Below are 26417 nucleotides of genomic sequence, written 5' to 3'. Positions count from 1 at the left end.
GAGCGAAGCGGAGGCAAAAAAACTCAGCTCAACTCGCGCTTCAGGTTTTCCAGAACCTCGGCCTGGATCTTCTTCAGGCCGAGCGGGGCGAAGATGCCCTCGAAGAAGCCGGCCACCCCGCCCGCACCCTTCCAGCTGGTGCGGACCGTCACCAGCGAACCCTCACCCGAGGGAGTGACGGTCCAGGTGGTGACCATCGTGGAATTCGAATCCCGTTCGGTCACCATCGAATCGGAGACCGAGACGACCGCGTGGACGTTGCGGGAGCGCTTCTGCGTCGCCTGCAGCGTCCATTCGGCGACGGTTCCGGCGCCCTTTCCGCCTTCGAGCACCTTGTAGTCGTGGTAGTGCGAAGACAGGATGCGGGGCCGCACATCCTGATAGTCCGCGATCGCTTCCAGCGCACGCTGCGGTTCCGCAGCGACGACGGTCGAGCTGGATGCACTGACCTGTCCCACAATGAGCTCCTAGTCGATCCGGGGTCGTTCGGGTTTATTCGGGCCGTTCTGCGGGGCTATGCTACGCCGCGTCCGGCGCAGTTCCGGACCGGCAGACGCGGTTTCGCTCTGCCCGCAGCTACGCCCGGGGGGATGAGGTTGTCGAACGCCGCGATCGGCGCGCGCCGTGTCAAGAATGTGCTCAAGTGGATCGGCGCGATGGTCGTCGGCGTCGTCATGATCGTCGGCGCCGTCACGATGCTGAACAGCCACGGCAAGGTCGACTGCGGGGGTGAAACCATGCGGTCGGGGGACCAGTGCGTCCAGGTCGACAAGCACGGTCACCGCACCACCCGCTCGATGGACGAACAGGCATCGGACAACACCCGCACCGGGTGGCTGCTGCTCGGCTTCGGCGTGTTGATGATCGTCGGCGGTGGCGCGTTCCTGGTCGGAGAGCTGCGCCGCTCGGGCGGCTCGGGTGCGAAGACCGGTATGCAGGTGGTCGCGAATCCGGCCGCCTACCCACCCGCAAGTCCCGCCTATCCGGCGACGCACGCCAACCCGCCCGGCGCGCCCGCATATCCGGGCGTGGCGAACGGAGGCCATCCGCCCGCGAATCCCGCGGCCGGCCACCTCGCTCCCGGCTATCCGTCCGGTGCGGGCGGGTACCCCGCGCCCGGTTACGCGCCCGCCGGAACCGGCTACCCGCCACCGTCGCCGGGCTATCCAGCCCACCCGGGACCGTCGGGTCACGCGCAGTATCCCTCTGCCGCACCACATTTCGCGCCGAGCGGGCCGGCACCGAGCTACCCGCCGGGGCCGCCCGGTTATCCGCCGACTGCCCCGGACGGGGCCCGTCCCGGCTATCCGACGCGCTGAGTTCCTTCCGGCGCATGTCGCCCATCCGTCGCGTCGCGCTCTGCCCACCGCACCGAGCTCTATCCGCGGCATCACACTGCCCGGCATCCCGCACCGCCCGGAACTCCCGGCGGCGCGACAGCGATCGGGCATCGACGCCTCGCACGGTCTGCGACTGTCGACGCTCGGATACGGCGCGCCGGACCATCGATCGCAGGTTTTCGGCGGCAGCCCTCGACCCGGAACCGGAACGCCCGTTCCGGGATCGGCGAGAAATTTCGCCTGGTTCGTCACAAGCCCGCAGGCAGCGTACGGCGGTACGATTCCGCCCGGAAATATGTCCGCGAGCTGGGCGGATGACCCAGGAGTGGAAACCGGGCCCGTGATCGAACGCAATGCAACATATGCGTGAAGAATCGCGCCCATAGGTACCCTCGCGGTGGCCGGGGGAAACCGGGAGCGATAGCGTCAGGGAGTGGCAGTGAGTCTGTTGGGGAAGGCCGGCCGCGCGCCGGCCGCACGCGAATCAGGTTTTGCCGCGCACCGAGAAGGTGTCGAGCGTCTGCTCGCCAGCTATCGTGCGATTCCTTCGGATGCCAACGTGCGGTTGGCGAAAAAGACGTCGAACTTGTTTCGCGCCCGGGCGAAGAACCCCGCACCCGGACTGGATGTTTCGGGTCTGAACCGGGTGATCGCTGTCGACCCCCAGGCGAAGACCGCCGATGTGGCCGGCATGACCACCTATGAGGATCTGGTCGCCGCCACCCTGCCGTACGGCCTGGCGCCCTTCGTGGTTCCGCAGTTGAAGACGATCACGCTGGGTGGCGCGGTCACCGGCCTGGGAATCGAATCGACGTCCTTCCGCAATGGTCTGCCACACGAATCCGTACTCGAGATCGATGTGCTGACCGGTGCGGGCGAGATCATCACCGCCACCCCGGACGGCGAATACGCCGACCTTTTCCGCGGGTTCCCGAATTCCTATGGCACGCTGGGTTATTCGACGCGCCTGAAGATCGAGCTGGAATCGGTGCAGCCGTATGTGGCACTGCGCCACGTCCGTTTCCACGATCTGCGCGAACTCGAAGCCGTGATGGCGCGGATCGTCACCGACCGGAGCTACGACGGCGAGCGGGTCGACTATCTCGACGGCGCGGTATTCACCGCCGAGGAAAGCTATCTCGTCCTGGGCCGCCAGACCGACGAACCCGGCCCGGTCAGCGACTACACCGGGATGGATATCTACTACCAGTCCCTGCGGCACGACAGCGCCGAGCCCAAACGCGACCGGCTGACCATCCACGACTATCTGTGGCGCTGGGACACCGACTGGTTCTGGTGCTCACGGGCATTCGGCACCCAGAATCCGAAGATCCGCCGGTTCTGGCCGAAGCGGTACCGCCGTTCGAGCTTCTATTGGAAGCTGATCGCGCTCGATCACAAATACGATATCGGCGACAGGCTCCAGGCGCGCAAGGGAAATCCGCCGCAGGAGCGCGTGGTGCAGGATATCGAGGTGCCGATCGAGCGCACCGCCGAATTCCTGCACTGGTTCCTGCGCGAAATTCCGATCGAACCGCTGTGGCTGTGCCCGCTCCGGCTGCGCGACAGTGCGGAAGTGCCGGGAAAACCCGCGGACCCGTCGCGTCCGTGGCCCCTGTATCCGCTGGAACCGGATCGCACCTACGTCAATGTCGGTTTCTGGTCGGCGGTGCCGAAGCAGCCCGGGCAGATCGAGGGTGCGGCCAATCGCGCGATCGAGGACGAGGTCGCCCGCCTGGACGGCCACAAGTCCCTCTACTCGGATTCCTACTACGCAGAAGACGATTTCGCGCGCCTCTACGGAGGCGATCACTACGCGAATCTGAAGAAACGATACGACCCCGATCATCGTTTGCTGGATTTGTATTCGAAGGCGGTGCAACGCAAGTGACGACATTCAAGGATTCCCAGCTGCCCCCGTTCTCGGAGCTGGGAACGAAACTCAGCATTGCCGAAATCTTCGAGACGCTCGTCGACGGCGGCGTCCCGATCCGGTTCTCCGCCTACGACGGCAGCAGCACCGGACCCGACGATTCGAAGTTCAGCCTCGAGATCACGACCCCGCGCGGTATCAACTACATCGCTACCGCACCGGGCGATCTCGGCATGGCGCGGGCCTACATCTCCGGCGATATGGCGGTCGACGGCGTCCACCCGGGCGACCCGTACGACATCCTGAAGGCGATGACCGACCTGAAGTTCCGGCGCCCGTCGGCGCTGGCACTGGTCACCATCGCGCGCTCGCTGGGCTGGGATGCCCTGAAGCCGATCGCGCCGCCGCCGCAGGAGACGCTGCCGCGCTGGCGGCGCATCGCGCTCGAGGGCCTGCGGCATTCGAAGAACCGCGACGCCGAGGTGATCCACCATCACTACGACGTGTCGAACCGGTTCTACGAGATGGTCCTCGGCCCCTCGATGACCTACACCTGCGCCTGCTACGCCGATGAGAACCAGACTCTCGAAGAGGCCCAGGAGAACAAGTACCGCCTGGTCTTCGAGAAGCTGCGGTTGAAGGAGGGCGATCGACTCCTCGATATCGGCTGCGGCTGGGGTGGCATGGTCCGCTACGCGGCCCGGCGCGGCGTCAAGGTCATCGGCGCCACCCTGTCCAAGGAACAGGCCGAGTGGGCGCAGGCCAAGATCGCCGAGGAGGGTCTGCAGGACCTGGCCGAGGTCCGCCACAGCGATTACCGCGATATCAGCGAAACCGGTTTCGACGCGCTGTCGTCGATCGGCCTCACCGAGCACATCGGGGTGCAGAACTACCCGAGCTATTTCGGCTTCATCAAGAGCAAGCTGCGCGACGGCGGCCTGTTCCTGAACCACTGCATCACCCGCCCCGACAACACCCGCACGACGAAGGCCGGCGACTTCATCGACCGCTACGTCTTCCCGGACGGCGAGTTGATCGGTTCGGGCCGCATCATCACCGATATCCAGAACATCGGGCTCGAGGTGGTGCACGAGGAGAATCTGCGCCCGCACTACGCGCTGACCCTGCACGAATGGTGCAAGAACCTGGTCGCGAACTGGGACGAGTGCGTCGCGGAGGTCGGTGAGGGCACCGCCAAGGTGTGGGGCCTGTACATGGCGGGCTCCCAGCTGGGCTTCGAGCGCAACGTGGTGCAGCTGCACCAGGTGCTCGGGATGAAGCTCGGCGACAAGCAGACCTGGGACGTGCCGCTGCGCCCCTGGTGGAACGCCTGATCCGGCACGAAATATGTTGCCGGCGGGCCGGATTCGTGGTGACGAATCCGGCCCGCCGGCGTTCTCAGCGCAGCAGTGCGTTCAGGAACGGCCGCGGAATATCGAACGATCCGGTGCCCTCACCGGCGAGCAGCATGTCGTCACGCAGTGAATGCAGCAGATAGCTCAATTCCGGGCCGGCGTCGAGAAGTGGTCTGGTCCAGCCCAATCGGGCACAGCGGTCCAGCGCCGGCAGCAGTGAGGTGATCGCCTCACCGTTCCAGCCGGCGACCGACAGGCATTCGACCAGCAGTAGCGCGGCATCCAATTCCGCACGGGGACGGTTCTGTTCGACCATCCGGCCGTAGAGCGCGCGCGCCCGTTTCACCGCCGATTCGAGGCCCTCGGCCGCCACGTTCGCCCCATCCAGACCGCGATAGTGCCGGGCCAGCAGCACGCGCACGGCCGCGACCTCCTCGGCCTCCGCGGTGAGGGCGACCGTACCGGCGGACTGGCGCAGCACCGGGGCGGGCGGCTCCGGCCCCGCGGGCGGCTCGACGAGGCCCAATCGCAGCCGTTCCGCCCGGATATGGGCGGCCATGCGCGGAAGTTTGCGTTCGGCCGCCATCCGCGCCCCCTCGTCGAGCCGGGCTCGCGCGGTTTCGGTATCGCCGAGCACCGCTTTGACCCGCGCACCGACCACGAACGTGGTGATCATGAAATCCACCGCACCGATCCGCGCCGGCAACTGGTGGCTCTGCTCGAGCAGCCGATCCGCAGCCTCCAGATCACCGCGCCGATACCTCAGCTCCCCCAGTAACGCCGCCGCCACCCGCACGGCATGCGAACGCGGCCCCGAGCGCTCCCGGCCGATCTGCCAGGCCTTCTCGAAACACCGTGTAGCGGTGTCGATATCGAGCTTCTCGTAGGCCACCGCGCCGGTATTGAGCAGACCCAGCACCACCCCTAGCGGATCCTTGGACCTGCTGTGATAGGGCGCGGCCCAGTCCTGGATGGCCAGCGCGCCGTCGAAATCGAAGTCGCACAGCCGCACGAACGACACCAGATTCGCGGCGGTGGACACCGTCCACGGCGGCAGCTCGTCGGGCTCCTCCAGACACGGCAGCACCTTCTCGAGCACACCGTCGGTGCGGTCGCGGGCCACCAGGTCGGCGGCCGACAGCACCGCGGCCTCACAGCGCTGCCGGGTGGCATCGGCATCGGAGGGCGAACTGCGGGCGAGCATATTCGACAGCCGTCCCAGCGCTGTGCGGGCCGCTCCGGACTGTTGCAGATTGATATTGGCGCGCGCCAGTGTCATCAGCAGCTTCGACCGCGAAGTCACCTGCTGCACAGGCAGTTTCGACACCGTGCCGAGCAGGGTCGCCAGGCGCGAGGTGTCGATCAGGTCCATGCCGCCGTTCTCGACCAGATCCACCGCCATCTTCAGATCGGTGGCGGCCAGGGCGTGATCGACCGACTTGCGTAATTGCTGATGTTCGGCGTACCAGCGAGATGCCTTGCGGTGCAACGATTTCAATTTGCCGGGATGAACCCGGTCGAGCCGGGCACGCAACTGCTCGGCGAACAGCGGCTGGATCCGGAACCAGCCCGGGTCGTGTTCGACGCGGGTGACGAACAGCTCGCGCTGTTGCGCCTGTTCCAGCAGTTGCTCGGCATCTGGTTCACCGCTGAGGGCCGCGGCCAGCCCACCGTTGAGCTTCTCCGCGACCGAGATCGACATCAGGAATTCGAGCATGCGCGGCTCGAGCCCCGCCAGCACGTTCTCGGCCAGATACTCCCGGATGGCGTGGTTTCCGCCGGACAGATGGGCGATCAGCTGCGCCGGATCCACGGGCGCGCCCGTGGTGGCCCCGCGCAGCGACAAGCTGACCAGCTGGATCGCCGCCGGCCACCCGTCGGTGGCGGCGTGGATCTGTTCGACCTGTTCGTCGGTGAGCGGAAACTTGTTGCGCTCCAGCAAGATCTGCCGGGTCTCGGCGAGAGTCAGCCGCAGTTCGTGGCTGCCGATCTCGACCAGCTCGTCGCACACCCGCATCCGGCTCAGCGGCAGGCCTGACTGCTCGCGGGTGGTGATCACGAAGCGCAGATGGTGACATCCGTTCTCCAGCAACGCATCCATCACCCGGTGCGCACCCTCGTCGGTGACCCGATCCCAGTTCTCCACCACCACCACGACGACCTGCCCGCCGCTGTGGATCTCGTCGATCAGGGTGGAGATCGCATAGGGCACCGCCTCCGCGGGGCGCTCCTCGAGCACCTCCGCCAGCCCGGAACCGATATCCGGCGCCACTCGCCGGATGGCCTGGATCAGATGGGCCAGCAGCCACACCTCGTTGTCGTCGTCGTGGTCGATCCCGATCCACGCCACCGCGATGCCGTCGGCGGTGAGTTCGGAACGCCACTGGGCGGCGATCGTACTTTTTCCGAAGCCCGCCGGTCCATGGATCACGGCGAGCCGGCGGCGGCCACCGGTGCGCAGGATATCGAGCAGCCGCGGCCGGGGAATCGGCTCGCGGGCCGGGGTCGGCGGCCGGAATTTCGTTGCGGCCGTGGGCGGTAGCGTCGCGGGCGGAGCGAGGGCGGGTGACCCCGGAGCGCGCAGCGCGGGCAGGCCCAGGACCGCGCGGCTGCGGCGCGAGGTGATCGGGTGGGGCGGCGCCTCGGTGGCGGCGGTGCGGCCGTCGGTCGTTTCGCCGTCGAGCAGAGCCATCTCGTCGGCCGATTCGCCGTGCGCGATCTGCACCGCGCGCATCTCCTGCCCGAACTCCAGGGCGGAGGCCGGGCGATCGGCCGGATCCTGGGCCATGGCCTGTTCGATCACGCCCGCCACATCGGGTGGAATGTCCTGTTCGCGCAGATCGGGGACCGGCTGGGTCGTGATCCGCAGGAATTGGGCGACCACGCGCTCACCGGAGCGTCGTTCGAAGGCGGCGTGCCCGGTCAGCAGCGCGAACAGGGTTGCGCCCAAACCGTACACATCCGACCTAACGGTCGGTTCCTCACCCTTGAGCACCTCGGGTGCGGTGAAGGCCGGTGATCCCGTGATCATGCTGGTCGAGGTCTGGAAACCACCCGGAATGCGCGCGATGCCGAAATCTGTGAGCTGTGGTTCGCCGTAGCGGCTCAGCAGCACGTTCGCCGGTTTCACATCGCGATGCAGGACGTGCACGCGATGTGCGCTCTCGATCGCACCCGCGAGTTTCACACCGACCCGCAGCGAATCCGACCAGCTCAGCGGGCCGTGATCGCGGATCAGCTGTTCCAGCGAGCCGTGCGCGGCGAACGGCATGACGATGAACGGCAGGCCGCTGGGCGTGACGTCGACCTGCAGGACGTCGACGATATTCGGATGGCCCGACAGCCGGCCCATGGCGTGTTCCTCGCGCAGGAACCGCTCCCGGCTCTCCTCGTCGATCTCCGAGGACAGCACCTTGACCGCCACCACGCGATCCAGCGCCCGCTGCGCACAGCGATAGACCACCCCGAAACCGCCGCGCCCGATCTCCTGAGCATCGAACAGCCCCATCGCCTCGAGTTCGTCGGCGATGCGAATCGGTTGGTAGCGCTGGGTATTCGCCCCCGCGGCTGCCTCCGAGTCCGCCGCGGGATCGTCGTCGCTGCGGACCTTGCCCGTCTGTGGATTCATCTGGCCACCTCGAACGTTCCGCCCTCATTCCAACGTAGCGCGGTCCGTGCGCATCCGGGCACAGTTCCGCCCGCTTCGATTCGCGACCGTTTCCATCGGCAGCGGACACGCGAGTGAGGGCGACGAGACAGCAAACGGCCCGGATCACGCGGGAACGTGATCCGGGCCGTCGCAGGGCATCTCGGCGTGGCGAGAACCTTACTTGCGCAGCGAGTCCGGCACCTGGAAGCGCTCACCGAACTTCGCGGCCAACTCGTCGGCACGGGCGATGAAGCCCTCCGTGCCACCGGGGTAGCCGACGATGAACTGGTGCACACCACCGGTCCAGGCCGGGTAGCCGATACCGAAGATCGAGCCGATGTTCGCGTCGGCGGTGCTGGTCAGCACGCCCTCGTCGAAGCACTTCTGGGTCTCGATGGCCTCGATGAACAGCATGCGGTCCTTCAGATCCTGCAGCGTGACGCCCTCGGGCAGCTCACGCTTGGAGTTGAAGGCGTCGCGCAGGCCCTCCCACAGACCGGCGGTCTTGCCGTCGGCGTAGTTGTAGAAGCCCGCACCGTGCAGCTTGCCCTTGCGATCGAACTTGTCGATCATGGTCTCGACCACGCGGCCCGAGGCCAGCGAAGCGGCGGAGATCGCGATGCCGTCCTTCTCGGCGGCCTCCTTGGTCTCCTTGAAGATCTTCTGCATGGTCTCGAAGTTGAGCTCGTCGCTCAGCTTCAGGGGCGCGGCCGGGTAGCCCGCCTGCAGACCGGCCTGCTCGATGGTCTGCGGGTCGATGTTCTCCTCGAGCATCATGATGGCCTCGTTGATGAACGTGCCGATGACGCGAGAGGTGAAGAAGCCGCGGCTGTCGTTGACCACGATCGGGGTCTTGCGGATCGCGAGGGTGTAGTCGTACACCCGGGCCAGCGCCTCGTCGGAGGTCTTCTCGCCACGGATGATCTCCACCAGCGGCATCTTGTCGACCGGGGAGAAGAAGTGGATGCCGATGAAGTCCTCGGCCCGCTTCACGCCGTCGGCCAGCAGGGTGATCGGCAGGGTGGAGGTGTTGGAGCCCAGCAGCGCGTCCGCGTCGACGACGTCCTCGATCTCCTGGAAGACCTTGGCCTTCAGGTCGGGGTTCTCGAACACAGCCTCGATCACGAAGTCCACACCGGCCAGATCCTTGGGATCGGCGGTCGGGTGGATGCGATCCAGCAGCGCCTTGGACTTCTCCTCGGTGGTCTTGCCACGCGAGAGCGCCTTCTCCTCGAGCTTCACCGAGTACTGCTTGCCGCGGTCGGCGTTCTCCTGGGAGACGTCCTTCAGCACGACCTCGAAGCCGGCCTTGGCCGAGACGTAGGCGATGCCCGCGCCCATCATGCCGGCGCCGAGCACGCCGATCTTCTTGATCTCACGCTTGGGCACGTCCTTCGGACGCGAACCACCGTTGTTGATGGCCTGCAGGTCGAAGAAGAACGCCTGGATCATGTTCTTCGCGACCGGGCCGGTCAGCAGCGAAACGAAGTAGCGCGACTCGATCAGCGACGCGTTGTCGAAGTCGACCTGCGCGCCCTCGACCGCGGCGGCCATGATGGCCCGCGGCGCCGGCATGTTCTGGCCCTTGAGCTGCTTGCGCAGGTTGGCCGGGAAGGCCGGCAGGTTGGCGGCCAGCGCCGGGCTCGACGGCGAGCCGCCGGGGATCTTGAAGCCCTTGCGGTCCCACGGCTGGGTGGCGGCCTCGGCGTTGTCCTTGTTGGCCTTGATCCACGCCTTGGCGGCCGGGACGAGCTCCTCGACGCTGCCGACGACCTCGTTGATCAGGCCCTTGGCCTTGGCCTTCTGCGCGGTGAACTTGTTGCCCTGCAGCAGCACGCTCATCAGGCCGTCGGCGATGCCGAGCATGCGGGTGATGCGGGTGACACCGCCACCGGCCGGGAGCAGACCGAGCGAGACCTCGGGCAGACCGATCTGCACGCCCTTGACGTCGGCGGCGATGCGGTAGTGCGTGGCCAGCGCGATCTCCAGGCCACCGCCGAGCGCGGCGCCGTTGATGGCGGCCACGACCGGCTTGCCCAGGGTCTCGAGGCGACGCAGGTCGGCCTTGATGCTGGTGAGTTCTTCCATGATGTCCGGAGCGTTCTCCGGGGTGGTCTTCATCATGTTCTTGAGGTCACCGCCGGCGAAGAAGGTCTTCTTCGCGGAGGTGATGACGACACCGCTGATGTCGTCGACCTCGACGACCAGGCGGTCCACCGTGGCGTGCATCGAGCTCTTGTAGAGCTCGTTCATCGTGTTGGCGCCCTGGTTCGGGTCGTCCATGGTCAGCACGACGATGCCGTCGGCGTCCTTTTCCCAGCCGATCATGTTCTCTGTCATAGTTTTTCGTTCTCCTGGAGAATTAGATGGACCGGCGTCAGACGCGCTCGATGATGGTGGCCACACCCATGCCGCCGCCGATGCACAGGGTCACCAGGGCGTAGCGGGCGTTGCGGCGCTCCAGCTCGTCGACCATGGTGCCGGTGATCATCGCGCCGGTGGCGCCCAGCGGGTGGCCCATCGCGATGGCGCCGCCGTTGACGTTCAGCTTCTCGTCCGGGATCTTCAGATCCTTCTGGAACTTCAGCGCGACCGAGGCGAAGGCCTCGTTGATCTCGAACAGGTCGATGTCCTCGACCGACAGACCGGCCTTGGCCAGCGCCTTGTGCGCCGCGGGGGTCGGGCCGGTGAGCATGATGGTGGCGTCGGCGCCGCTGGTGGCGGTGGCGACGATGCGGGCGCGCGGGGTCAGACCCGAAGCGGCGCCGGCCTCCTCGGTGCCGACCAGCACCAGCGCGGCGCCGTCGACGATGCCCGAGCTGTTACCGCCGTGGTGCACGTGGTCGATCTGCTCGATGTAGTGGAACTTCTGCAGCGCGACGGCGTCGAAGCCACCCATTTCGCCGATGCCCGCGAAGGACGGCTTCAGCTTGGCGAGATCCTCGACGGTGGTGCCGGGACGCATGTGCTCGTCCTGGTCGAGCACGGTCAGGCCGTTGATGTCCTTGACCGGCACGACGGACTTGGCGAAGTAGCCGCCGGACCACGCCTGCGCGGCGAGCTCCTGCGAGCGCACGGCGAACTTGTCGACGTCCTCGCGGGTGAAGCCCTCGATGGTGGCGATCAGGTCGGCGCCGATGCCCTGGGGCGCGATGTAGAGGTCGTAGCTGGTGGCCGGGTCGGCGAACAGCGCACCGCCGTCGGAGCCCATCGGGACGCGCGACATCGACTCGACACCACCGGCGAGGACCAGGTCCTCGAAGCCGGAGCGCACCTTCTGCGCGGCCATGTTCACGGCCTCGAGGCCGGAGGCGCAGAAGCGGTTGATCTGCACACCGCCGACGGTGTCGGGCAGGCCCGCGGTCAGCACGGTGGTGCGGGCGATGTCGGCACCCTGGTCACCGATCGGCGACACGACACCCAGGATGATGTCCGAGATGCGATCCTCGTCGAGGTTCGGGAAGCGGTTGCGCAGCTCCTGGACCAGACCGGTCGTCAGATCGATCGGCTTGACCGAGTGCAGCGAGCCCTTCTTGTTGCGGCCGCGCGGGGTGCGGATGGCCTCGAAAATGTAGGCCTCTGTGGTCATATCGGAGTGTTTCCTTCCTTAAAGGTGCCGACCGGCCATCCGACCGACCGTGTTCGATCCCGGCGAGCCCGCAGGCACACCACACCGGCGAACCGGGAGGTCACGCACGGTTCCCTCCACAAGTCCGCCGAGCGCATAACGCTGTACAAACGCCGACATGCATCGACCTACGAGGCCCCGGGGCGCCCGTATGCCTGGGCATACCATAGAACCTCGTAGCACCGATGCTGACGACCACCCGTTCATAGTACAGCGGGATGCGAACTCCGGTTAACTTAACGTATTCCGGCAGGTGGCTGTCAACCACCCAGATGTGTGGCACCCAACTCAGTTCGCAGCAACTCCAAGGCCACCTCATCGGGGTCGCGGCGCTGTTCCGGGGGGACCGGTCGCGCCGATTCCGCGAGCATCTCCTGCTCTTCTTCCGGCGTCAACGCAGGTGGGACACCGTCGTAACCTACCGGTGAGTAGTCCGACGGCCCGGGATCGTCCGGAACGTCCGGCGCCTCGGGCGGCGGAATATCGTCGTCCGGCGCCGCTCGGTCGGCGGCGCCGGCACTGCGCGGCGGGCGGAATTCCCGCCGCTGGCCCTGGCCCTGACTGTCGCGCCGATCGGCCGCGGCGCCCCTGGTATCGGTCTGACCGCCCCGCGCATCGCCGTCCGCCGACTGCGCCTGGTTCTGGCTGGGCCGGACGAATCGCGGAGGTTGCGGCTGCCCGGGGTTGCCCCCGCCCGCACCCCGGCCGGCCGGCGGTTCCGCGCCGCCGCGGGCAGAACGCTCCGAGGCCGCACCACCGGCACGCGCGCCACCGGAGTCACCCGACCCGACTTCCCACCGCACGCCGTACTGCCGACCGATCACCGCGTGCACCGCGGCCCGGACGGCGTCGATGTTCTGCGGGATCGACAAACGCTGCGCGAGCGGAGCATGCGGATGCGCGAACACGATCGTGTCGTCCTCGACGCGGACGGCCCCGACCGCACCCGAGAGCAGCGCCGGCAAGGCCGCACTCGACTCTCGCGCCTTGGCCCGGATATCGGCCCAGGCGGTCTCGATCTCCCGCAGAACGTCCCCACCCGTATCGGCGGGCGAGGCCACCGGTTCCGTGGTCGCATCATCTGCGGCGCGGCCCACCGCCGCGCCCGACGCATCCCGCGCCCCAGGGCCGGCGGCCGCAGCGGGTTCGGCGGCGGAAGCTCGGGCAGCACCGGCATCATCGCCGGAAGCGGGGGCGGACTCGGACTCGGCAGGGCCGGAAGCCGGACCCGTGCCGGCATCCGGACCGTTCGAACCCGCGGCGCTCGTCGGCCGACCGGCTGGGTCCGAGTCGCGATCGGACTCGAAGGACCTATCGGTGGTCGCGGCCGAGCCCGCGGGACCTCCTCCCTCCGGTCCGTCCACGATCGAGCCGGAAGCGGCGGCGTCCAGCCCCTCGTGAGCGCCCTCATCGGGTACGGGCGACACCGAGCTTCGGCGGGCAGTGGAGGTGGCGCCCCCAGGCTCGGGATGCGGCATGTCGAGCGATTCCGGCTGGGCGACGGCATCAGCGGCGGACGGCCGGACGACGGCGACCGATTCGGCTGCGACAGCGCCCCGATCGGGAGCGGACTCCACCGCCCCGTCATGTCGCTCGGTATCGGCCACCGACTGTGCGCCGGAGGAGGATCCGGCGTCCGGTCCCGACTCGACGCCCCGATCGGCACTGTCCGCAGTGAGGTCGGAAGCGGTTGTCGCCGTGGCCTTTTCGTTCCCATCCATACCTGTCGACGCCGGGCGACCGGTTTCACGGTCGGCCGGTCCGGCAGCGGCGGTCGCTGTGGAGCCGGGCGCGGAGACCTGCTCACCGGTCGCCGGAACATCGGCGGCACCGGATGCGGACCGATCATCCGAGGACGGGCCACCGACCGGGGCCGCATCGTGCGAATCGGCCGAAAGTCCTTGGGGCCGTTGCTCTTGCGACTCCTGCTGGGATTGCGGCGGCGCCGATGATTGCGGACCGGTCGGCGATTGCGCCCGCTGCGCCGGATGCGGCGCACTCTTCTTCTCCCGCATCGCGGCCAGCGCTTCGGCGCCACGGCGGCGTGGCTCCCCGGACGGCCGGCCCGCGCCACCGGAGGACTCCGGCGCGGCGGCGGGAGCAGCGGACGACTGTGGCGCGGCGGCCGGGACACCGCCGGATTCCATCCGCCGCTCCAGCCGTTCCAGTCGCTGCAACGCCGCCGATTCGGCCTCCGAGACCGAGGGCAGCAGCATGCGGGCGCACACCACCTCCAGCAGGAGCCGGGGCGCGGTGGCGCCGCGCATCTCACCGAGGCCCTCGTGCAGCAGCTCCGCGTAGCGGGCCAGGGTGGCCGGGCCGATCCGGTCGGCCTGGTCCGCCATCCGGTCGATCACATCGCCGGGGCCGGTGACCAGATTGCGTTCGGCGGCATCGGGAACCGCGCGCAGCAGGATCAGGTCGCGGATGCGTTCGAGCAGGTCGGTGGCGAAGCGGCGGGGATCGTGACCGGCCTCCACCACTCGGTCGACGGTGGCGAACAGGGCCGCGCCGTCGTCGACGGCCAGCGCGTCGACGGCCTCGTCGATCAGCGCGATATCGGTGACGCCGAGCAGCGCCAGCGCACGGGGATAGGTGACACCTTCGGGGCCGGCGCCGGCCAGCAACTGGTCGAGCACACTGAGGCTGTCGCGTGGCGAACCACCGCCGGCCCGAATCACCAGTGGGTAGACCGATTCCTCGACCTGCACCTGTTCCTGCTCGCAGATCTTGCCGAGCAGCCCGCGCATGGTGGCCGGCGGCAGCAGCCGGAACGGGTAGTGGTGGGTGCGCGAGCGAATGGTCGGCAGCACCTTGTCCGGCTCGGTGGTGGCGAAGATGAAGATCAGGTGGGCCGGTGGCTCCTCGACGATCTTCAGCAGCGCGTTGAATCCGGCCGTGGTGACCATATGCGCCTCGTCCACGATGAAGACGCGGTAGCGCGATTCCGCGGGCGCGTAGAACGCACGATCGCGTAGCTCACGGGTGTCGTCCACGCCGCCGTGGCTGGCGGCGTCGAGTTCGATCACGTCGAGATTGCCGGGCCCGCCCGGAGCCAGCGCGACGCACGACGGGCACACCCCGCACGGTCGCGAGGTCGGACCCTCGACGCAGTTCAGCGAGCGCGCCAGAATGCGCGCCGAGGACGTCTTGCCACAACCTCGCGGGCCGGAGAACAGGTAGGCATGACTGATCCGTCCGGTGTCGAGCGCGGTACTCAGCGGATCGGTGACGTGCTCCTGCCCCACTACCTCGGCGAAGGATGCCGGTCGATACTTCCGGTACAGAGCCACGGCCCGAGGGTACCGGCGGACACCGACAGGGAACCATTCGCGCACCCGGTATCCACCCCACCCGCCGAAGCGTTGGGCGGCATGAATAAACTATGATCTACATCACAAGCATTCTCTTCGTCCGATCTCACCGCGGACAACCGACCTGGTCAACCATCGGTTCGCGCCCGGAAATCGGAAACGGTGTAAATGTTCTGTCGATTTCGTCTGCGGGCCGTCGAGTAACGAAAACTTTCGGACACGCGCCCCGTTTGCGACCGAAATTATGGACGTAACGATTCCGTCACCCGATTAGCGCCCGATCCACTCCGCTGACTACCGTTGATTTCGGCAACTTCGGTAGCCAAACCTTCATCAGGTTGGTGTCCCCGGTCGGTCCCTCATCCCGACCGGGGCACAACAACATCCGGCCCGTTTCGGAGGTAATGACGGGTAATGACGACCGTGCCGTCGTGTGACGACATCGCCGCCGCCTGGCTCTCACATACCGATTTCGCCGGCGACCGGACCGCCACCGATCTGCTCAGCCGCGCCATCAGCCCCCGCGAGTTCGCTCGCAACCGCGATTCCCTTCCGGTTTCCGCCGCGGCCGATCCGGCCACCGCGGGCGCCATTCTGGAATTGCTGGGCCGCGGCCAGGTTCCCACCTTGCCGGCCATTCACACCCTGATCGCGCAGAATCGGATACGCGCCGAGGCCGAACGCATCGAACGGCTGGGCCGGCGCGCGCAGCGCAGTATCGACGAATTCGGCCGCACCCTCGCCGAGCTGACCCAGAACTATTGGCGCACCCACGCAACAGGCCCGACCCGCCGCGATATTCTCGCCGCCGAACCGGTGATGACGCTGATCCGCGAACGCGTCGGAGATATCGCCCCGAATGCGGTCAAACATTTGTGGCTCATCGAACGGGCGCAGCGCGCGGGGTGGATCGCCTTCGACGCCACGCCGCGTTCGCTGTGCGCGGCCCGGCGCTTCCACTCGGCGAAATACGGCAACCGCGTGTCGATGCGCCCGGTCAACACCATCGGCACCCTCGTGGCCGAGTTCCTGGACACCTACCGCACCACCCACGGCCGCCCGCCGCGCTGGTCGGTTCTCGCGCACGAGCTGCGCGACGACCGCGGCCGCCGGGTGTTCAACGACACCGCCGACGCCCGCACCCAGCAGCAGTGGCTCGTCACCGCGCAATGGGTCGCGCTCGAGGACGATCTGCCGGTCCCCGGGGACCGCGGCCGGCGCGCGCTGGCCCGGCGGGCTCGCAAGCACGGGAATTGAATCCGAACGGAAGTACCAGACTCGCTCATCGGCCCGACACCGGGGGTTCGGTAGTTTCTTGCCACGCGAACGCGTGTGGAAAAGGAGTTGTCCGTGCCCCCGACCATCGACCCCGCCGCCACGGCGTGGCTGTTGACCAGCACCGCGCTGGTCCTGCTCATGACCCCCGGCCTGGCGATCTTCTACGGCGGCATGGTGCGCACGACCGGCGTGCTGAACATGCTGATGATGAGCTTCATCTCCATCCCGCTGGTGACCGTGGTGTGGCTGCTGTTCGGTTACACCCTGGCCTTCGGTGACGACGCCGGCGGTGGATTCATCGGCGGGCTGGAACATTTCGCGATGACCGGCATCACCCCGGGCACCGTGCGCAGCGGCGTTCCGGAACTGCTGTACGCGACCTTCGAACTGACCTTCGCGATCCTCACCGTCGCGCTCGTCAGCGGCGCCATCGCCGATCGCGCCAAGTTCTCCGCGTGGATGGTGTTCGTACCGGTGTGGGCGCTGGTGGTGTTCGCTCCGATCGCGCACTGGGTATGGGGCCCGGACGGCTGGCTGGCCTCCTTCGGCGTTCTCGATTTCGCCGGTGGTCTGGTGGTCGAAATCGCTTCCGGCGCTTCGGCTCTCGCCTTGGCGCTGGTATTGGGACCGCGGATCGGGTTCAAGGTGGACGCGATGCGCCCGCACAATCTGCCGTTCGTGTTGCTGGGCGCCGGACTGCTGTGGTTCGGCTGGTTCGGCTTCAACGCCGGATCCGCGTTCAAGGCAGACGGACTGGCCGCCGCGGTCTTCCTGAACACCTTGGTCGCGGGCTGTCTGGGCATGCTCGGCTGGTTGATCGTGGAGCAGATCCGCGACGGCCGCCCGACCACCTTCGGCGCGGCCTCCGGCGCGGTGGCCGGTCTGGTCGCGATCACGCCCTCGTGCGGTTCGGTCAATGCCCTCGGCGCGGTGATCGTGGGCTTGGCGGCCGGTGTGGTCTGCTCCTTCGCGGTCGGCTGGAAATTCAAGGCGGGCTACGACGATTCGCTCGATGTGGTGGGCGTGCACTTCACCGGTGGCGTGGTCGGCACCCTGTTGATCGGTGTGCTGGCGAACCGGGTGATGACCGGCGGATCGCGCGGGTTGTTCTACGGCGGCGGACTCGCCCAGCTCGGAAAGCAGGCGGTCGGCGTCGTGGTGGTCGCGCTGTGGGCCTTCGGCGTCTCCTATCTGATCGGCAAGGTGATCGATCGCGTGATGGGCTTCCGGATCAGCAAGGAGGACGAGGTCGGCGGCATCGACTTCGCCCTGCACGCCGAGACCGCCTATGTCGAGGGCGTGCACGGCCACGCGCCGCGCGGGCTGTTCGGTCATCATCCGCACGGCGGCGGTGAGCGACCGGCCGGTGACGGGGATCGCTGACACCGATCTCGGCTCTTCTCTTGCGCCCGGCTAGGGTAACGGCGTTACGCTAACACCGTTACCCAACGCCGGCCGCCCGAGGAGCACTCATGCTGACCCGCATCGCACGGCTCGCCACCCGGTACCCGAAACGGGTGCTCTTCGCCGCTCTCGCCCTGGCGCTGCTCTGCGGCGGCTTCGGCGCCACGGTCACCGCCCACCTGCAAGCCGGCGGATTCACCTCCGACAAGGCCGAATCCACCCGCGCGGCACAACTGGTGGCCGACGAGTTCAACGGCGCGCAGCCCAATCTGGTGCTGCTGGTGCACGCCGACGAGGGCGTGGAGTCGGCCGCGGCCCGCTCGGCCGGCGCCGACATCGTCGCCCGGCTCGGCAGTCGCTCCGACACCGTCGGCGTCCGCTCGTATTGGACCAGCCCGCCACAGCTGGCCGCCGCACTGCGCAGCACCGACGGTAAGAGCGCGTTGGTCATGGCCTATCTCACCGGTGGCGACGACAAGGCCCAGCGCACCGCCGGTGAGATAGCGAGCTCCCTGCCCGTCTCCACGCCGGGTGTCACCGTGCAGGCGGGCGGAATCGCCGCTGTCTACCACGATGTCAACAACCAGGTCACCAAGGATCTGGCGATGGCCGAGGGCATCGCGGTCCCGCTCACCGCGATCGTGCTGATCCTGGTGTTCGGCAGCGTGATCGCGGCCTCGCTGCCGTTGGCGGTCGGGATCTTCGCGATTCTGTGCACGCTCGCGATCCTGCGCAGCTTCACCCTCTTCACCGATGTGTCGATCTACGCGCTGAACATGACCACCGCGCTGGGACTGGCCCTGGCGATCGATTACAGCCTGTTCATCGTCAGCCGATACCGCGAGGAATTGGCCGCGGGGTCGAGCCACGAGGCCGCCGCGGTGCGCGCGGTGCAGACGGCGGGACGCACGGTGTTGTTCTCCGCGCTGACGGTCGCGCTCGCGCTGGCGGTGCTCAGCGTCTTCGACATGTACTTCCTGAAGTCGTTCGCCTATGCCGGGGTCGCGGTGGTGGCGGCCGCGGCGATCGCCTCGATCGTGATTCTGCCCGCGGCGCTGGTGTTGCTCGGGGACCGGATCAATTCCTGGAATCTGCGGGTGGCGATGCGGAAACTGTTCGGCCGCGCCGAGCCCGCACCGCGACCGGAGCACGAGTCCGGCTGGTATCGCACGGTCACCCGGGTGATGCGGCGGGCGTTGCCGGTCTCCATCGCGATCATCGCGGTGCTGCTCGCGGTCGGCGCCCCGTTCCTCGGGGTGGGATTCGGCTATCCCGACGACCGGGTGCTGCCCGTCGGATCGACCAGCCGCGCGGTCGGCGACGAGTTGCGGGCGGAATTCCCCGCCGTGAACTCCGGAACCGGGACGACGATCGTGCTGCCGGGTGCGCCGAGTGAACCCCAGGCGATCAGCGGCTACGCCACGGCGCTGTCGAAGGTCGACGGCGTGAACGCGGTGCTGTCGAGTAGTGGTGTCTACGTGTCCGGCGCCCGGATGGGCGGCGCCGCGCCGGGGATGGCCGGCGACTCGGGCCAATATCTCACCGTCACATCGACATTCGATCCGTACTCCCCACAGGCGAAGGATCAACTGCAGGCGTTGCGCGATGTGCCCGCGCCCTCGCCGGCGCTGTTCGGCGGTGCCGCGGCGATGAACGTGGACTCCCTGCACGCATTGGGAGAACGGCTGCCGCTGGCGATTGCGCTGATCGCACTGGCGACCTTCGTGGTCCTGTTCCTGTTCACCGGCAGCGTGGTGCTCCCGCTGAAGGCCGTGGTGATCAACTCGCTGTCGCTGACCGCGATGTTCGGCATGATGGTGTGGATCTTCCAGGAGGGGCACTTCTCCGGACTGCTCGGCTTCACGCCCACCGGCTTCCTGGTGCCCACCATGCCGATCCTGATGTTCTGCCTGGCCTTCGGGATGTCGATGGACTACGAGGTGTTCCTGCTCTCCCGCATCCGCGAGGCCTGGCTGGCCTCCGACCGCACCGCCGCCGACAACGACCGTTCGGTGGCCATCGGTGTCGCCCGGACCGGTCGCATCGTCACCGCGGCCGCCCTGCTGATGGCGATCGTGCTGGGCGCCATGATCACCGCGAAGGTGTCGTTCATGCAGATGTTCGGTCTCGGTCTCACGATCACCGTGCTGGCCGACGCCACCGTCATCCGCATGCTGCTGGTTCCGGCGCTGATGCGGCTGATGGGCCGCGCAAACTGGTGGGCCCCCGGCCCCTTGGCACGCTGGCACGAGCGGTTCGGTCTCACCGAACATCCCACGCCCCCGACGCCGGAGCGCGCCGCGGAACCGGAACCGGCGGGGCGGCCGTGACACGTTCGAGCCGTCCTCGTTCCGCCCGCGGCTCCGGTACCGAGCTGCGCGCCGAAATCCTCGCCGCGACACGAGAGTTGCTGGCTCGCACCGGCAATGCCGATTCGGTGTCGATCCGTGAGGTCGGCAAGCTGGTGGGCGTCACCGCACCGTCGATCTACCGCCACTTCGCCGACAAGGACGACCTCATCGACGCCGCGGTGGCGGAGGTGTTCGAAGATCTCGACGCGGCCATCGGCGCCGCGAGCGACCCGACCGTCTCGCCCATGTCCCGGATGCGTCAGCAGGGCCTGGCCTATGTGCGCTTCGCCTTGCAGCACCCCGGTCAATACCGAGTCGCCACCGCCGCCTCGCCCGGCGAAGGTCCCTCCGCGGTGGACGTGGTGCTGGGTAGTGGTGCGTTCCAACGGTTTTCGCAGACGGTGCAGGAGGCGATGGACTCCGGCGTGATCGCGCCCGGCGACCCGATGCCGCTGGTGCTCGAACTCTGGGCCGCCGCCCACGGCATCGCGTCGCTGCTCATCGCCAAACCCCATCTGCCGTGGGGCGATGCCGAAGCCGTCGCCGACCGGGTCATGGCGGCGGCCTGCCTCGGGCATGCGGTACTGGACGTCATCGGCGGGGAAACGCCGGATCCCGACGAGGGTGCGCGGTGGTTGGCGCAGTTGCGGGAGGAGGAGTAGGCCGACCGCTCACGCCGACCGGATTCGGCCGCCGGTCACGACACCGAATCCGACGGCGAGTTCCAGGTGTTGCACATCCAGGTGCGGTTGTTGTCGTGTCCCTGGTCGTACCACGCCCCGTAGTGGTCGGGCGTACCGTGATCGCGCATATCGCCCGCTCGGTCGCCGCGACGATAGTTGGTCTGACGAATCCTCCCGACCTGATCGGTGGTGAGCGAGCCGACGAATTGCGATGAGCCCACCCACATTCCGCCGAAGCACTGTGCTTCCAGCTCCAGGCGGCGCGACAACTCCAATCCCACCGCGGACCGCACCCCCGCGTCGTAGCGATCCTTGTTCTCCTTGTCGGAGATGCCGGAGATCCCTTGTACGTGATGTCCGTACTCGTGTGCGAACACCGAGGCGTAGATCTCGGCCTGGTCGCCGAATTGATCGACCTGCAGGTGATCGAGCGGCATATAGATCGTGTTGTCGGTCGAGCAGTAGAACGCCGCGTAATTGCCGCCCGAACTGGTGCAGGGCGAGACGGCGTCCACACCGCGCGCGGGCACGCTGACCGTCGGACTCGAGAACGGCAGGTTCGCCGCCTGCAGGACCGGCTGCCACATCCGGTCCAGGCAGTCCTTCTCCGCGTTGAAGAAGGCGGTGGCGGCCGCGACACTCGAACCCCAACGCGGATAACCGCATTCGATATTGATCAGGCCGGAGTCGTGATCGCCGAACAACGGATTGCTCGTGGTGGCGACAACCGGTTGCGGTCCGGCCGGTTTCGTCGACGTCGGCGCGGCACGCGTGGTTCGCGTCGCGGCCCGGGTGGTGGTGGAGCGAGCCGAGGTGGGGTAGGTGGTGACCTCGGAGCTCGACGTGGACGGGTCGCTCGTGCTCGTGGCCCACGTCGGCGTCGTATACGTGAAACTCGGCGCCGACGTCGAATACGACGACGCCGACGAATTGTCACGACCTCCCATGGTCGCGAACGCGACCAAGCCGCCGACCACCACGAAGACGAACAGCACGGCGAAGACCGCACCGACCGCACCGCCACCGGACCTCGGCGGTGGATAGGGACGGCCGTAATAGCCGGGCGGCGGCAACGGCGGACCGCCGTACGGACCGACCGGATACGCACCCGGTGGCGGCAGCGGCGCACCGTACGGTGGTCGCGGACCGGGCGGCGGGTACCCCGGCGGCGGGCCGTATCCGGGTGGTGGTCCGTACCCGGGCGGCGGGCCGTAAGGCGGGCGCCCGTGCGGCGGAACACCGTGCGGCGGTGGGTATCTCGGCGGTTGCGGCATGGCGGATCAGCTCACCTGTCCGGACGGCGCGATGAAGGTGTTGCAGGGCGCGGTCGCGTTCTTGTCGAATCCGGTGCTCCACCAGTCGCCGGCGTGTTCCGCGGTGCCGTGGCTGCGCATATCGCCGGCGCTGTCACCCCGGCCGTAGGCATCCTTGCGCGCGGACTGCGCCTGCACCGGCGTCAGCGACTTCCCGCCTGCCGAGGACGCGAAGTACATGCCGTCGAAACAGTTGGCCTGCAATTCGATTCGCCGGGAGAGGTCGAGCCCCTCGTCGCTGTAGAGGCCGGTCTGGCGGCGTTGTTTGTTGGCCGCGCCGAGAATCCCGGACAGCGCCTGGATGTGGTGACCGTATTCGTGGGCGAAGACCGAGAGGTAGATCTCCCAGTGATCGTGGAACATATCCGTCTGCAGCTGACTGATCGGCATGTAGATGGTCTGATCCGCACCGCAGTAGAAGGCCGCGAAATTGCTGCTCGATCCACTGCACGGCGTGGTGATGCCCGAAGTGTTCGCGGTGACAACGAGTTTCGGCGGGGTGAAAGTCAACTTCGCCTGGTCCAGCACCGGCTTCCAGGCGTCGGCCAGACAGGCTGCGGCACTGTCGAAGAATGCGCGCGCGGCGTCGACCTGCGTGCTCCACGGGGTGTACGGGCAGCGCGCCGGGTTCAGCGGCGAACCGGGATCGGCCAGGAGCGGATTGGCGCCGGTCTCGGGGACGCCCGCGGAATCCTTTCCGGGCGGCGGGTTGTAGCTGTAGTTGCCGTGTTCTCCCGTATGCGAGGCCGCGTCGAATCCGGTCCGCACGGCGAAGCGGATGAGGCCCGAGGTGACGATCAGCAGCACCACGACGACGACCGCGCCGAAGCCCCCGCCACCTCGCTTGCGCGGCGGAGCGGAGCGCGGACCGGCCGGACCGTACGGCCGCGGCGGTGGCACGGGTGGACGATGTCCGGACGGCGCGGATGGTCGATAACCTTGTCCCGCACCGTATCCGGGATGTCCGCCATAACCCGGAGCGGCGGGGTACGGCGGAGGCCCGGTGGGCGGTGCGTAACCTGTGTAGCCGGGCGGCGGATATCCGGGCGGTGCCGCGTGGCCGTACCCCGGCGGCGGTCCCGGACGCTGCCGGCCGCCGGGACCATGGGGTGGAACCGGCCGTCCACCCGGCGGATTCGGGCCGTGCCCGTAGGGTGGTCGACTCACTCCCCCACTCCCCCTTGTCCGTTCCTCATCCGGCGACAGCCACCGCTCTCCGGCGACAGCCGCCGACGCAGAATAGCAAGCCGCCGGATTCGCGACGCCTGCTCGCACAATGGCCCACCGCTAAGCTACTGCCCCATGCTGATCTTTCGGGGGGGCGCGTTCGGCGCTCTGTTGTTGATAGCGGCCGGGCTGTTCGCCGCAGCACCGGCCGCGCGGGCACAGGAGCCCGCGGGTGTGTCGATCATCGCGGATGTCAAACTCAGCGAGGCCGGTCTGCTCGAGGTGGCGGAAACCGTGAAGGTACCGCCGGGTGGTCAGTTCCACATGGCGTTGCCGTTGCGGGTGGGCCGCGACGACGGGAGTGAACGCCGTTTCGGTGTGACCGACATCTCCAGTACCGGACCGGGTTCGGCGAAGGTAGCGGGCGAGGTGTTCAGCGTGGACGCGCCGCCGGGGGAATCGTCGTTCAAGTACACCGTGCACGGCACGGTCAGCGATGCGCCGGGTACGCAACTGTTCCATTGGACCGGGGCCCTCAACACCGATGTCGCCTCGTTCGACGGTTCGGTGATCAGCCCGAGTTATCGGATGGGGATCGCCGACTGCACGGTCGGCTCGGTGGGTAGCACCCGCAAATGCAACGACGCCCGCGTCGAACCGGACGGCGTGCTCACCATGCACGAGGAGAATCTGCACAAGGGCGACATTCTCGATGTGACCCTGCAGGTACCGCCCGGCACGGTGAAGGCCAACGCCGATATTCGCGGCGGCCGCGGGACGGGCGCCTTCGCCGTCACCGCACCGGTGCTGATCGCCTTCGGTGTCCTGCTGGCAGCGCTGGCCGCCTTCGGCGCTTATCTGGCCTGGGCTCGCCGCCAGGACGCCGCGGCCCTGACCGCCACCGGATCTCTGGATCCGGTGCAGCGCAACGGAAACCACAGCGAATTCGTCTCTCCCGACGGCATCCTGCCCGGTGAGGCGGGACTGTTGCTCGACGGCTCCGCCGATGCCGCCGATATCGCCGCCACCGTGGTGGATCTGGCGGTGCGGCGCTATCTGTGGATCGCGCCGGTGAGCGATTCGGACTGGCGCATCACCCGGGTGAATCCTGTCGACGATCAACTGCGCAGCTACGAAAAGCACGTCTATACGACCCTGCTGCCCGAGGGCGCCGACTCGGTTCTGTTGTCGGAACTGCGGGCGCCGGGTCGCGTCGCCGCCGAGCCCGTACGCTCCGCGCTGCGCCGCGACGCGCTCGAACGAGGCACGCTGATCGATCACGATCGGCGCGGACTCGCCTTCTGGATCGGCGTCGCGCTGCTGGTGATCGGGGTGGGGGCCACCGTCGGCCTGGCCGTCGCCGGCGGATATGCGCTGGTCGGCGTGGCCATCGCGCTCGGCGGCGCGGCCATGCTGCTACTCGGCCGGTATCTGCCGGCGCGGACCGCCGCGGGCCGCGCGCTCGCCGCACAGGTGAAAGCTCTGCAGAACGGTCTGGACGCGCAGCGGCCCGATCAGATCCCGCCGGCCGATCGCGAACTGCTGTTCTCGCGGGCGCTACCGTTCACGATCATCGGTGGCCGGGCCGACAACTGGATCCGCACCTTCCGCGATGTGGATCCCGGGGCCGATCGTCAGGCCGGGCTCTACTGGTTCGGCGGCTTCGATCGCGACCGGAATCTGCACCGGTTCGCCGGGCATTTCCCGTATTTCATCACCGCACTGGAGGGGCTTTTCACGACGGCGGGTCGCTGACCCGCCGGATGACCTCGTAGGCCGCCCGAGGGGTGGTGCGGCCTTCGGCTACGGCGGGCAGCAACCCGACCAGCCCCCACGACAGGAACGTGGTCTCGGGCTCCGCACTGCCCTGGTCGGCCAGGATCTCGGCGAACATCTGCTGGGTGCCGCGCACGACGACCATGGTGCTCTTCGGGCCGAGCAGCGCCCGATAGACCTCGCGATGCCCCTCGGCCAGTTCGATGATGGTTCGTATCGGGTCACCGGAGCGGCGGGCGAGCGCCGCACGCAGGAATTCGGTTCCACTGACCACGAGCAGGTCGTCCTTGCTGCGGAAGTGGGCGTAGAACGTCGAACGGCCGACATCGGCGCGGTCGAGGATGTCCTGCACGGTGATCCGATCGTAGGGGCGTTCGATCATGAGCTCGATCAGGGCGCGATGCAGCGTGCTGCGGGTACGCCGGACGCGGCGGTCGTTATCGGACACTGTGCCTCCGGATGTGCGGAAACGAACGGTTTCGGTGCATTTGCTTCTGGTGGGAGCAGCCGCTTCACCAGATCATGAACACATGTTCCGAATCGAACAAGACCCCCAGGGCATTTTGATCACCAACCCGCGCGGCTACAGCGCGTTCACCACCGTCTTCTTCGGCGGCAGACGCCGACGACACGCGGCCACCCTCGCCGCCGCCAGCGGCGCGAAACCCGGCGGACGCGCCCTCGATATCGCCAGCGGCCCGGGCACATTGGTGTTCGCGCTGGCCGACCGGGTCGGACCCCACGGTGAAGTCGTCGGTATCGATGCCGCCCGCGAGATGGTCGAGTACGCCACCGCCCGGTCCGGCAACCGGACGAACTGCCGCTTCGAGTACGGCGTGGCCCAGTCGCTGCCGCTGCCGGACGCTTCGTTCGACGTCGTCACCTGCACGTTCGGGATGCATCACATTCCCGAGGCGGATCGTGGGAACGCCCTGTCGCAGATGTGGCGGGTACTACGGCCGGGTGGACGGGTTCTCCTGGCCGATATGGCGCCCGTGGGTGTGCACGGGCGGCTGACGAAACTGCTCAGCAGGCATATGGATCCCACCGAAATCGATATCCGGCGGTATCGGAATCCCCTGGAGCAAGCGGGATTTCAGGACTTGGAGTATCGGACGGTGCAACCGTCGACAGGTGTGCTGACCGGCGTGAAGCCCGCATAGGGCCACTGCCACGGCCGGGACGGTGGACCCGCCCCGGCCGCCGAGTCTTCGCCCGTGGACTCGGCCGCCGCTCGTCTGCTCGGCGTCAGCGCCGGGTCCCCAGCGCGAGCGCCCGGTCCTCAG

18 protein-coding genes are annotated in these 26417 nt (G+C 67.9%); 10 read left to right on the top strand and 8 right to left on the bottom strand.

Going from position 1 to position 26417, the window contains the following annotated elements:
- Positions 1 to 23 precede the first annotated feature (23 nt).
- On the bottom strand, positions 24 to 458 hold the full coding sequence (locus NE2_RS04450) for an SRPBCC family protein (RefSeq protein WP_030516501.1): 435 nt from the start codon (positions 456 to 458) through the stop codon (positions 24 to 26).
- Positions 459 to 590: 132 nt separating this feature from the next.
- Here NE2_RS04450 and NE2_RS04445 point away from each other — a divergent pair, with 132 nt between their 5' ends.
- The 3 genes from NE2_RS04445 (at position 591) to NE2_RS04435 (ending at position 4547) form a co-directional block, all read left to right on the top strand.
- Positions 591 to 1319 carry a hypothetical protein gene (locus tag NE2_RS04445; RefSeq protein ID WP_063024109.1) on the top strand — a complete coding sequence of 243 codons (729 nt, stop codon included), beginning with the start codon at positions 591 to 593 and terminating at the stop codon, positions 1317 to 1319.
- 460 nt (positions 1320 to 1779) lie between these two features.
- Complete coding sequence (locus NE2_RS04440) at positions 1780 to 3231, top strand: FAD-binding oxidoreductase (RefSeq protein WP_063024108.1); 1452 nt, start codon at positions 1780 to 1782, stop codon at positions 3229 to 3231.
- Positions 3228 to 4547: a class I SAM-dependent methyltransferase gene (locus NE2_RS04435; protein ID WP_063024107.1), complete on the top strand. Its 1320-nt coding sequence runs from the start codon at positions 3228 to 3230 to the stop codon at positions 4545 to 4547. Before NE2_RS04440 ends, NE2_RS04435 begins: the two co-directional genes overlap by 4 nt.
- A gap of 64 nt (positions 4548 to 4611) precedes the next feature.
- On the opposite strand, the gene NE2_RS04430 is transcribed toward NE2_RS04435, so the two are convergent.
- The 4 genes from NE2_RS04430 to NE2_RS37595 all read right to left on the bottom strand — a co-directional run bounded on the left by NE2_RS04430 (position 4612) and on the right by NE2_RS37595 (position 15138).
- Entirely contained in the window at positions 4612 to 8196 is a 3585-nt protein-coding gene (locus NE2_RS04430) for a serine/threonine-protein kinase (RefSeq protein ID WP_063024106.1), read from the bottom strand.
- Positions 8197 to 8394: 198 nt separating this feature from the next.
- Complete coding sequence (locus NE2_RS04425) at positions 8395 to 10557, bottom strand: 3-hydroxyacyl-CoA dehydrogenase NAD-binding domain-containing protein (protein WP_063024105.1); 2163 nt, start codon at positions 10555 to 10557, stop codon at positions 8395 to 8397.
- 37 nt (positions 10558 to 10594) lie between these two features.
- Positions 10595 to 11806, bottom strand: a complete 1212-nt coding sequence (locus NE2_RS04420; RefSeq protein ID WP_063010983.1) for an acetyl-CoA C-acetyltransferase — start codon at positions 11804 to 11806, stop codon at positions 10595 to 10597.
- A gap of 299 nt (positions 11807 to 12105) precedes the next feature.
- Positions 12106 to 15138, bottom strand: coding sequence for a DNA polymerase III subunit gamma and tau (locus NE2_RS37595; RefSeq protein WP_084493795.1), 3033 nt, complete (start codon positions 15136 to 15138; stop codon positions 12106 to 12108).
- 435 nt (positions 15139 to 15573) lie between these two features.
- Between NE2_RS37595 and NE2_RS04410 the strand changes: the two genes are divergently transcribed.
- The 4 genes from NE2_RS04410 to NE2_RS04395 all read left to right on the top strand — a co-directional run bounded on the left by NE2_RS04410 (position 15574) and on the right by NE2_RS04395 (position 20854).
- On the top strand, positions 15574 to 16416 hold the full coding sequence (locus NE2_RS04410; protein WP_233429666.1) for a hypothetical protein: 843 nt from the start codon (positions 15574 to 15576) through the stop codon (positions 16414 to 16416).
- A 93-nt stretch (positions 16417 to 16509) separates the two neighbouring features.
- On the top strand, positions 16510 to 17820 hold the full coding sequence (locus NE2_RS04405; protein ID WP_063024227.1) for an ammonium transporter: 1311 nt from the start codon (positions 16510 to 16512) through the stop codon (positions 17818 to 17820).
- Between the two features lie 89 nt (positions 17821 to 17909).
- Complete coding sequence (locus NE2_RS04400; RefSeq protein ID WP_063024103.1) at positions 17910 to 20171, top strand: MMPL family transporter; 2262 nt, start codon at positions 17910 to 17912, stop codon at positions 20169 to 20171.
- Complete coding sequence (locus tag NE2_RS04395; RefSeq protein WP_063024101.1) at positions 20168 to 20854, top strand: TetR/AcrR family transcriptional regulator; 687 nt, start codon at positions 20168 to 20170, stop codon at positions 20852 to 20854. The genes NE2_RS04400 and NE2_RS04395 overlap by 4 nt, the downstream gene beginning before the upstream one ends.
- A 35-nt stretch (positions 20855 to 20889) precedes the next feature.
- On the opposite strand, the gene NE2_RS04390 is transcribed toward NE2_RS04395, so the two are convergent.
- On the bottom strand, positions 20890 to 21579 hold the full coding sequence (locus NE2_RS04390) for a neutral zinc metallopeptidase (RefSeq protein WP_106958341.1): 690 nt from the start codon (positions 21577 to 21579) through the stop codon (positions 20890 to 20892).
- 118 nt (positions 21580 to 21697) lie between these two features.
- On the opposite strand from NE2_RS04390, the gene NE2_RS35450 reads away from it, so the two are divergent.
- Positions 21698 to 21919, top strand: a complete 222-nt coding sequence (locus NE2_RS35450) for a hypothetical protein (RefSeq protein WP_106958340.1) — start codon at positions 21698 to 21700, stop codon at positions 21917 to 21919.
- Between the two features lie 236 nt (positions 21920 to 22155).
- Here the strand turns inward: NE2_RS35450 and NE2_RS04385 are convergent, their stop codons facing one another.
- Entirely contained in the window at positions 22156 to 23088 is a 933-nt protein-coding gene (locus NE2_RS04385; protein ID WP_063024099.1) for a neutral zinc metallopeptidase, read from the bottom strand.
- A 402-nt stretch (positions 23089 to 23490) separates the two neighbouring features.
- Between NE2_RS04385 and NE2_RS04380 the strand changes: the two genes are divergently transcribed.
- Positions 23491 to 25110: a DUF2207 family protein gene (locus tag NE2_RS04380; RefSeq protein WP_063024097.1), complete on the top strand. Its 1620-nt coding sequence runs from the start codon at positions 23491 to 23493 to the stop codon at positions 25108 to 25110.
- Here NE2_RS04380 and NE2_RS04375 read toward each other — a convergent pair.
- Entirely contained in the window at positions 25091 to 25579 is a 489-nt protein-coding gene (locus NE2_RS04375; RefSeq protein ID WP_233429665.1) for a TetR/AcrR family transcriptional regulator, read from the bottom strand. The two genes, NE2_RS04380 and NE2_RS04375, sit on opposite strands and share 20 nt — an antisense overlap.
- 82 nt (positions 25580 to 25661) lie before the next feature.
- Between NE2_RS04375 and NE2_RS04370 the strand changes: the two genes are divergently transcribed.
- Complete coding sequence (locus tag NE2_RS04370) at positions 25662 to 26294, top strand: class I SAM-dependent methyltransferase (protein ID WP_063909270.1); 633 nt, start codon at positions 25662 to 25664, stop codon at positions 26292 to 26294.
- The last annotated feature ends 123 nt before the right edge of the window (positions 26295 to 26417 follow it).

Source organism: Nocardia elegans NBRC 108235 (genome assembly GCF_001612845.1).
GTDB classification, from domain to species: Bacteria; Actinomycetota; Actinomycetes; order Mycobacteriales; family Mycobacteriaceae; genus Nocardia; species Nocardia nova.
The sequence above is the reverse complement of the archived record's forward strand: the minus strand, read 5'-3'. Positions and strand labels throughout refer to the sequence as shown.

Bases quoted from the DNA above. Each gene is read 5' to 3' on its own strand.
- NE2_RS04370 (WP_063909270.1), top strand. From the start codon at position 25,662: ATGTTCCGAATCGAACAAGACCCCCAGGGCATTTTGATCACCAACCCG.
- NE2_RS04430 (WP_063024106.1), bottom strand. From the start codon at position 8,196: ATGAATCCACAGACGGGCAAGGTCCGCAGCGACGACGATCCCGCGGCG.
- NE2_RS04445 (WP_063024109.1), top strand. From the start codon at position 591: ATGAGGTTGTCGAACGCCGCGATCGGCGCGCGCCGTGTCAAGAATGTG.
- NE2_RS04410 (WP_233429666.1), top strand. From the start codon at position 15,574: ATGACGACCGTGCCGTCGTGTGACGACATCGCCGCCGCCTGGCTCTCA.
- NE2_RS04420 (WP_063010983.1), bottom strand. From the start codon at position 11,806: ATGACCACAGAGGCCTACATTTTCGAGGCCATCCGCACCCCGCGCGGC.
- NE2_RS04425 (WP_063024105.1), bottom strand. From the start codon at position 10,557: ATGACAGAGAACATGATCGGCTGGGAAAAGGACGCCGACGGCATCGTC.
- NE2_RS04380 (WP_063024097.1), top strand. From the start codon at position 23,491: ATGCTGATCTTTCGGGGGGGCGCGTTCGGCGCTCTGTTGTTGATAGCG.
- NE2_RS04400 (WP_063024103.1), top strand. From the start codon at position 17,910: ATGCTGACCCGCATCGCACGGCTCGCCACCCGGTACCCGAAACGGGTG.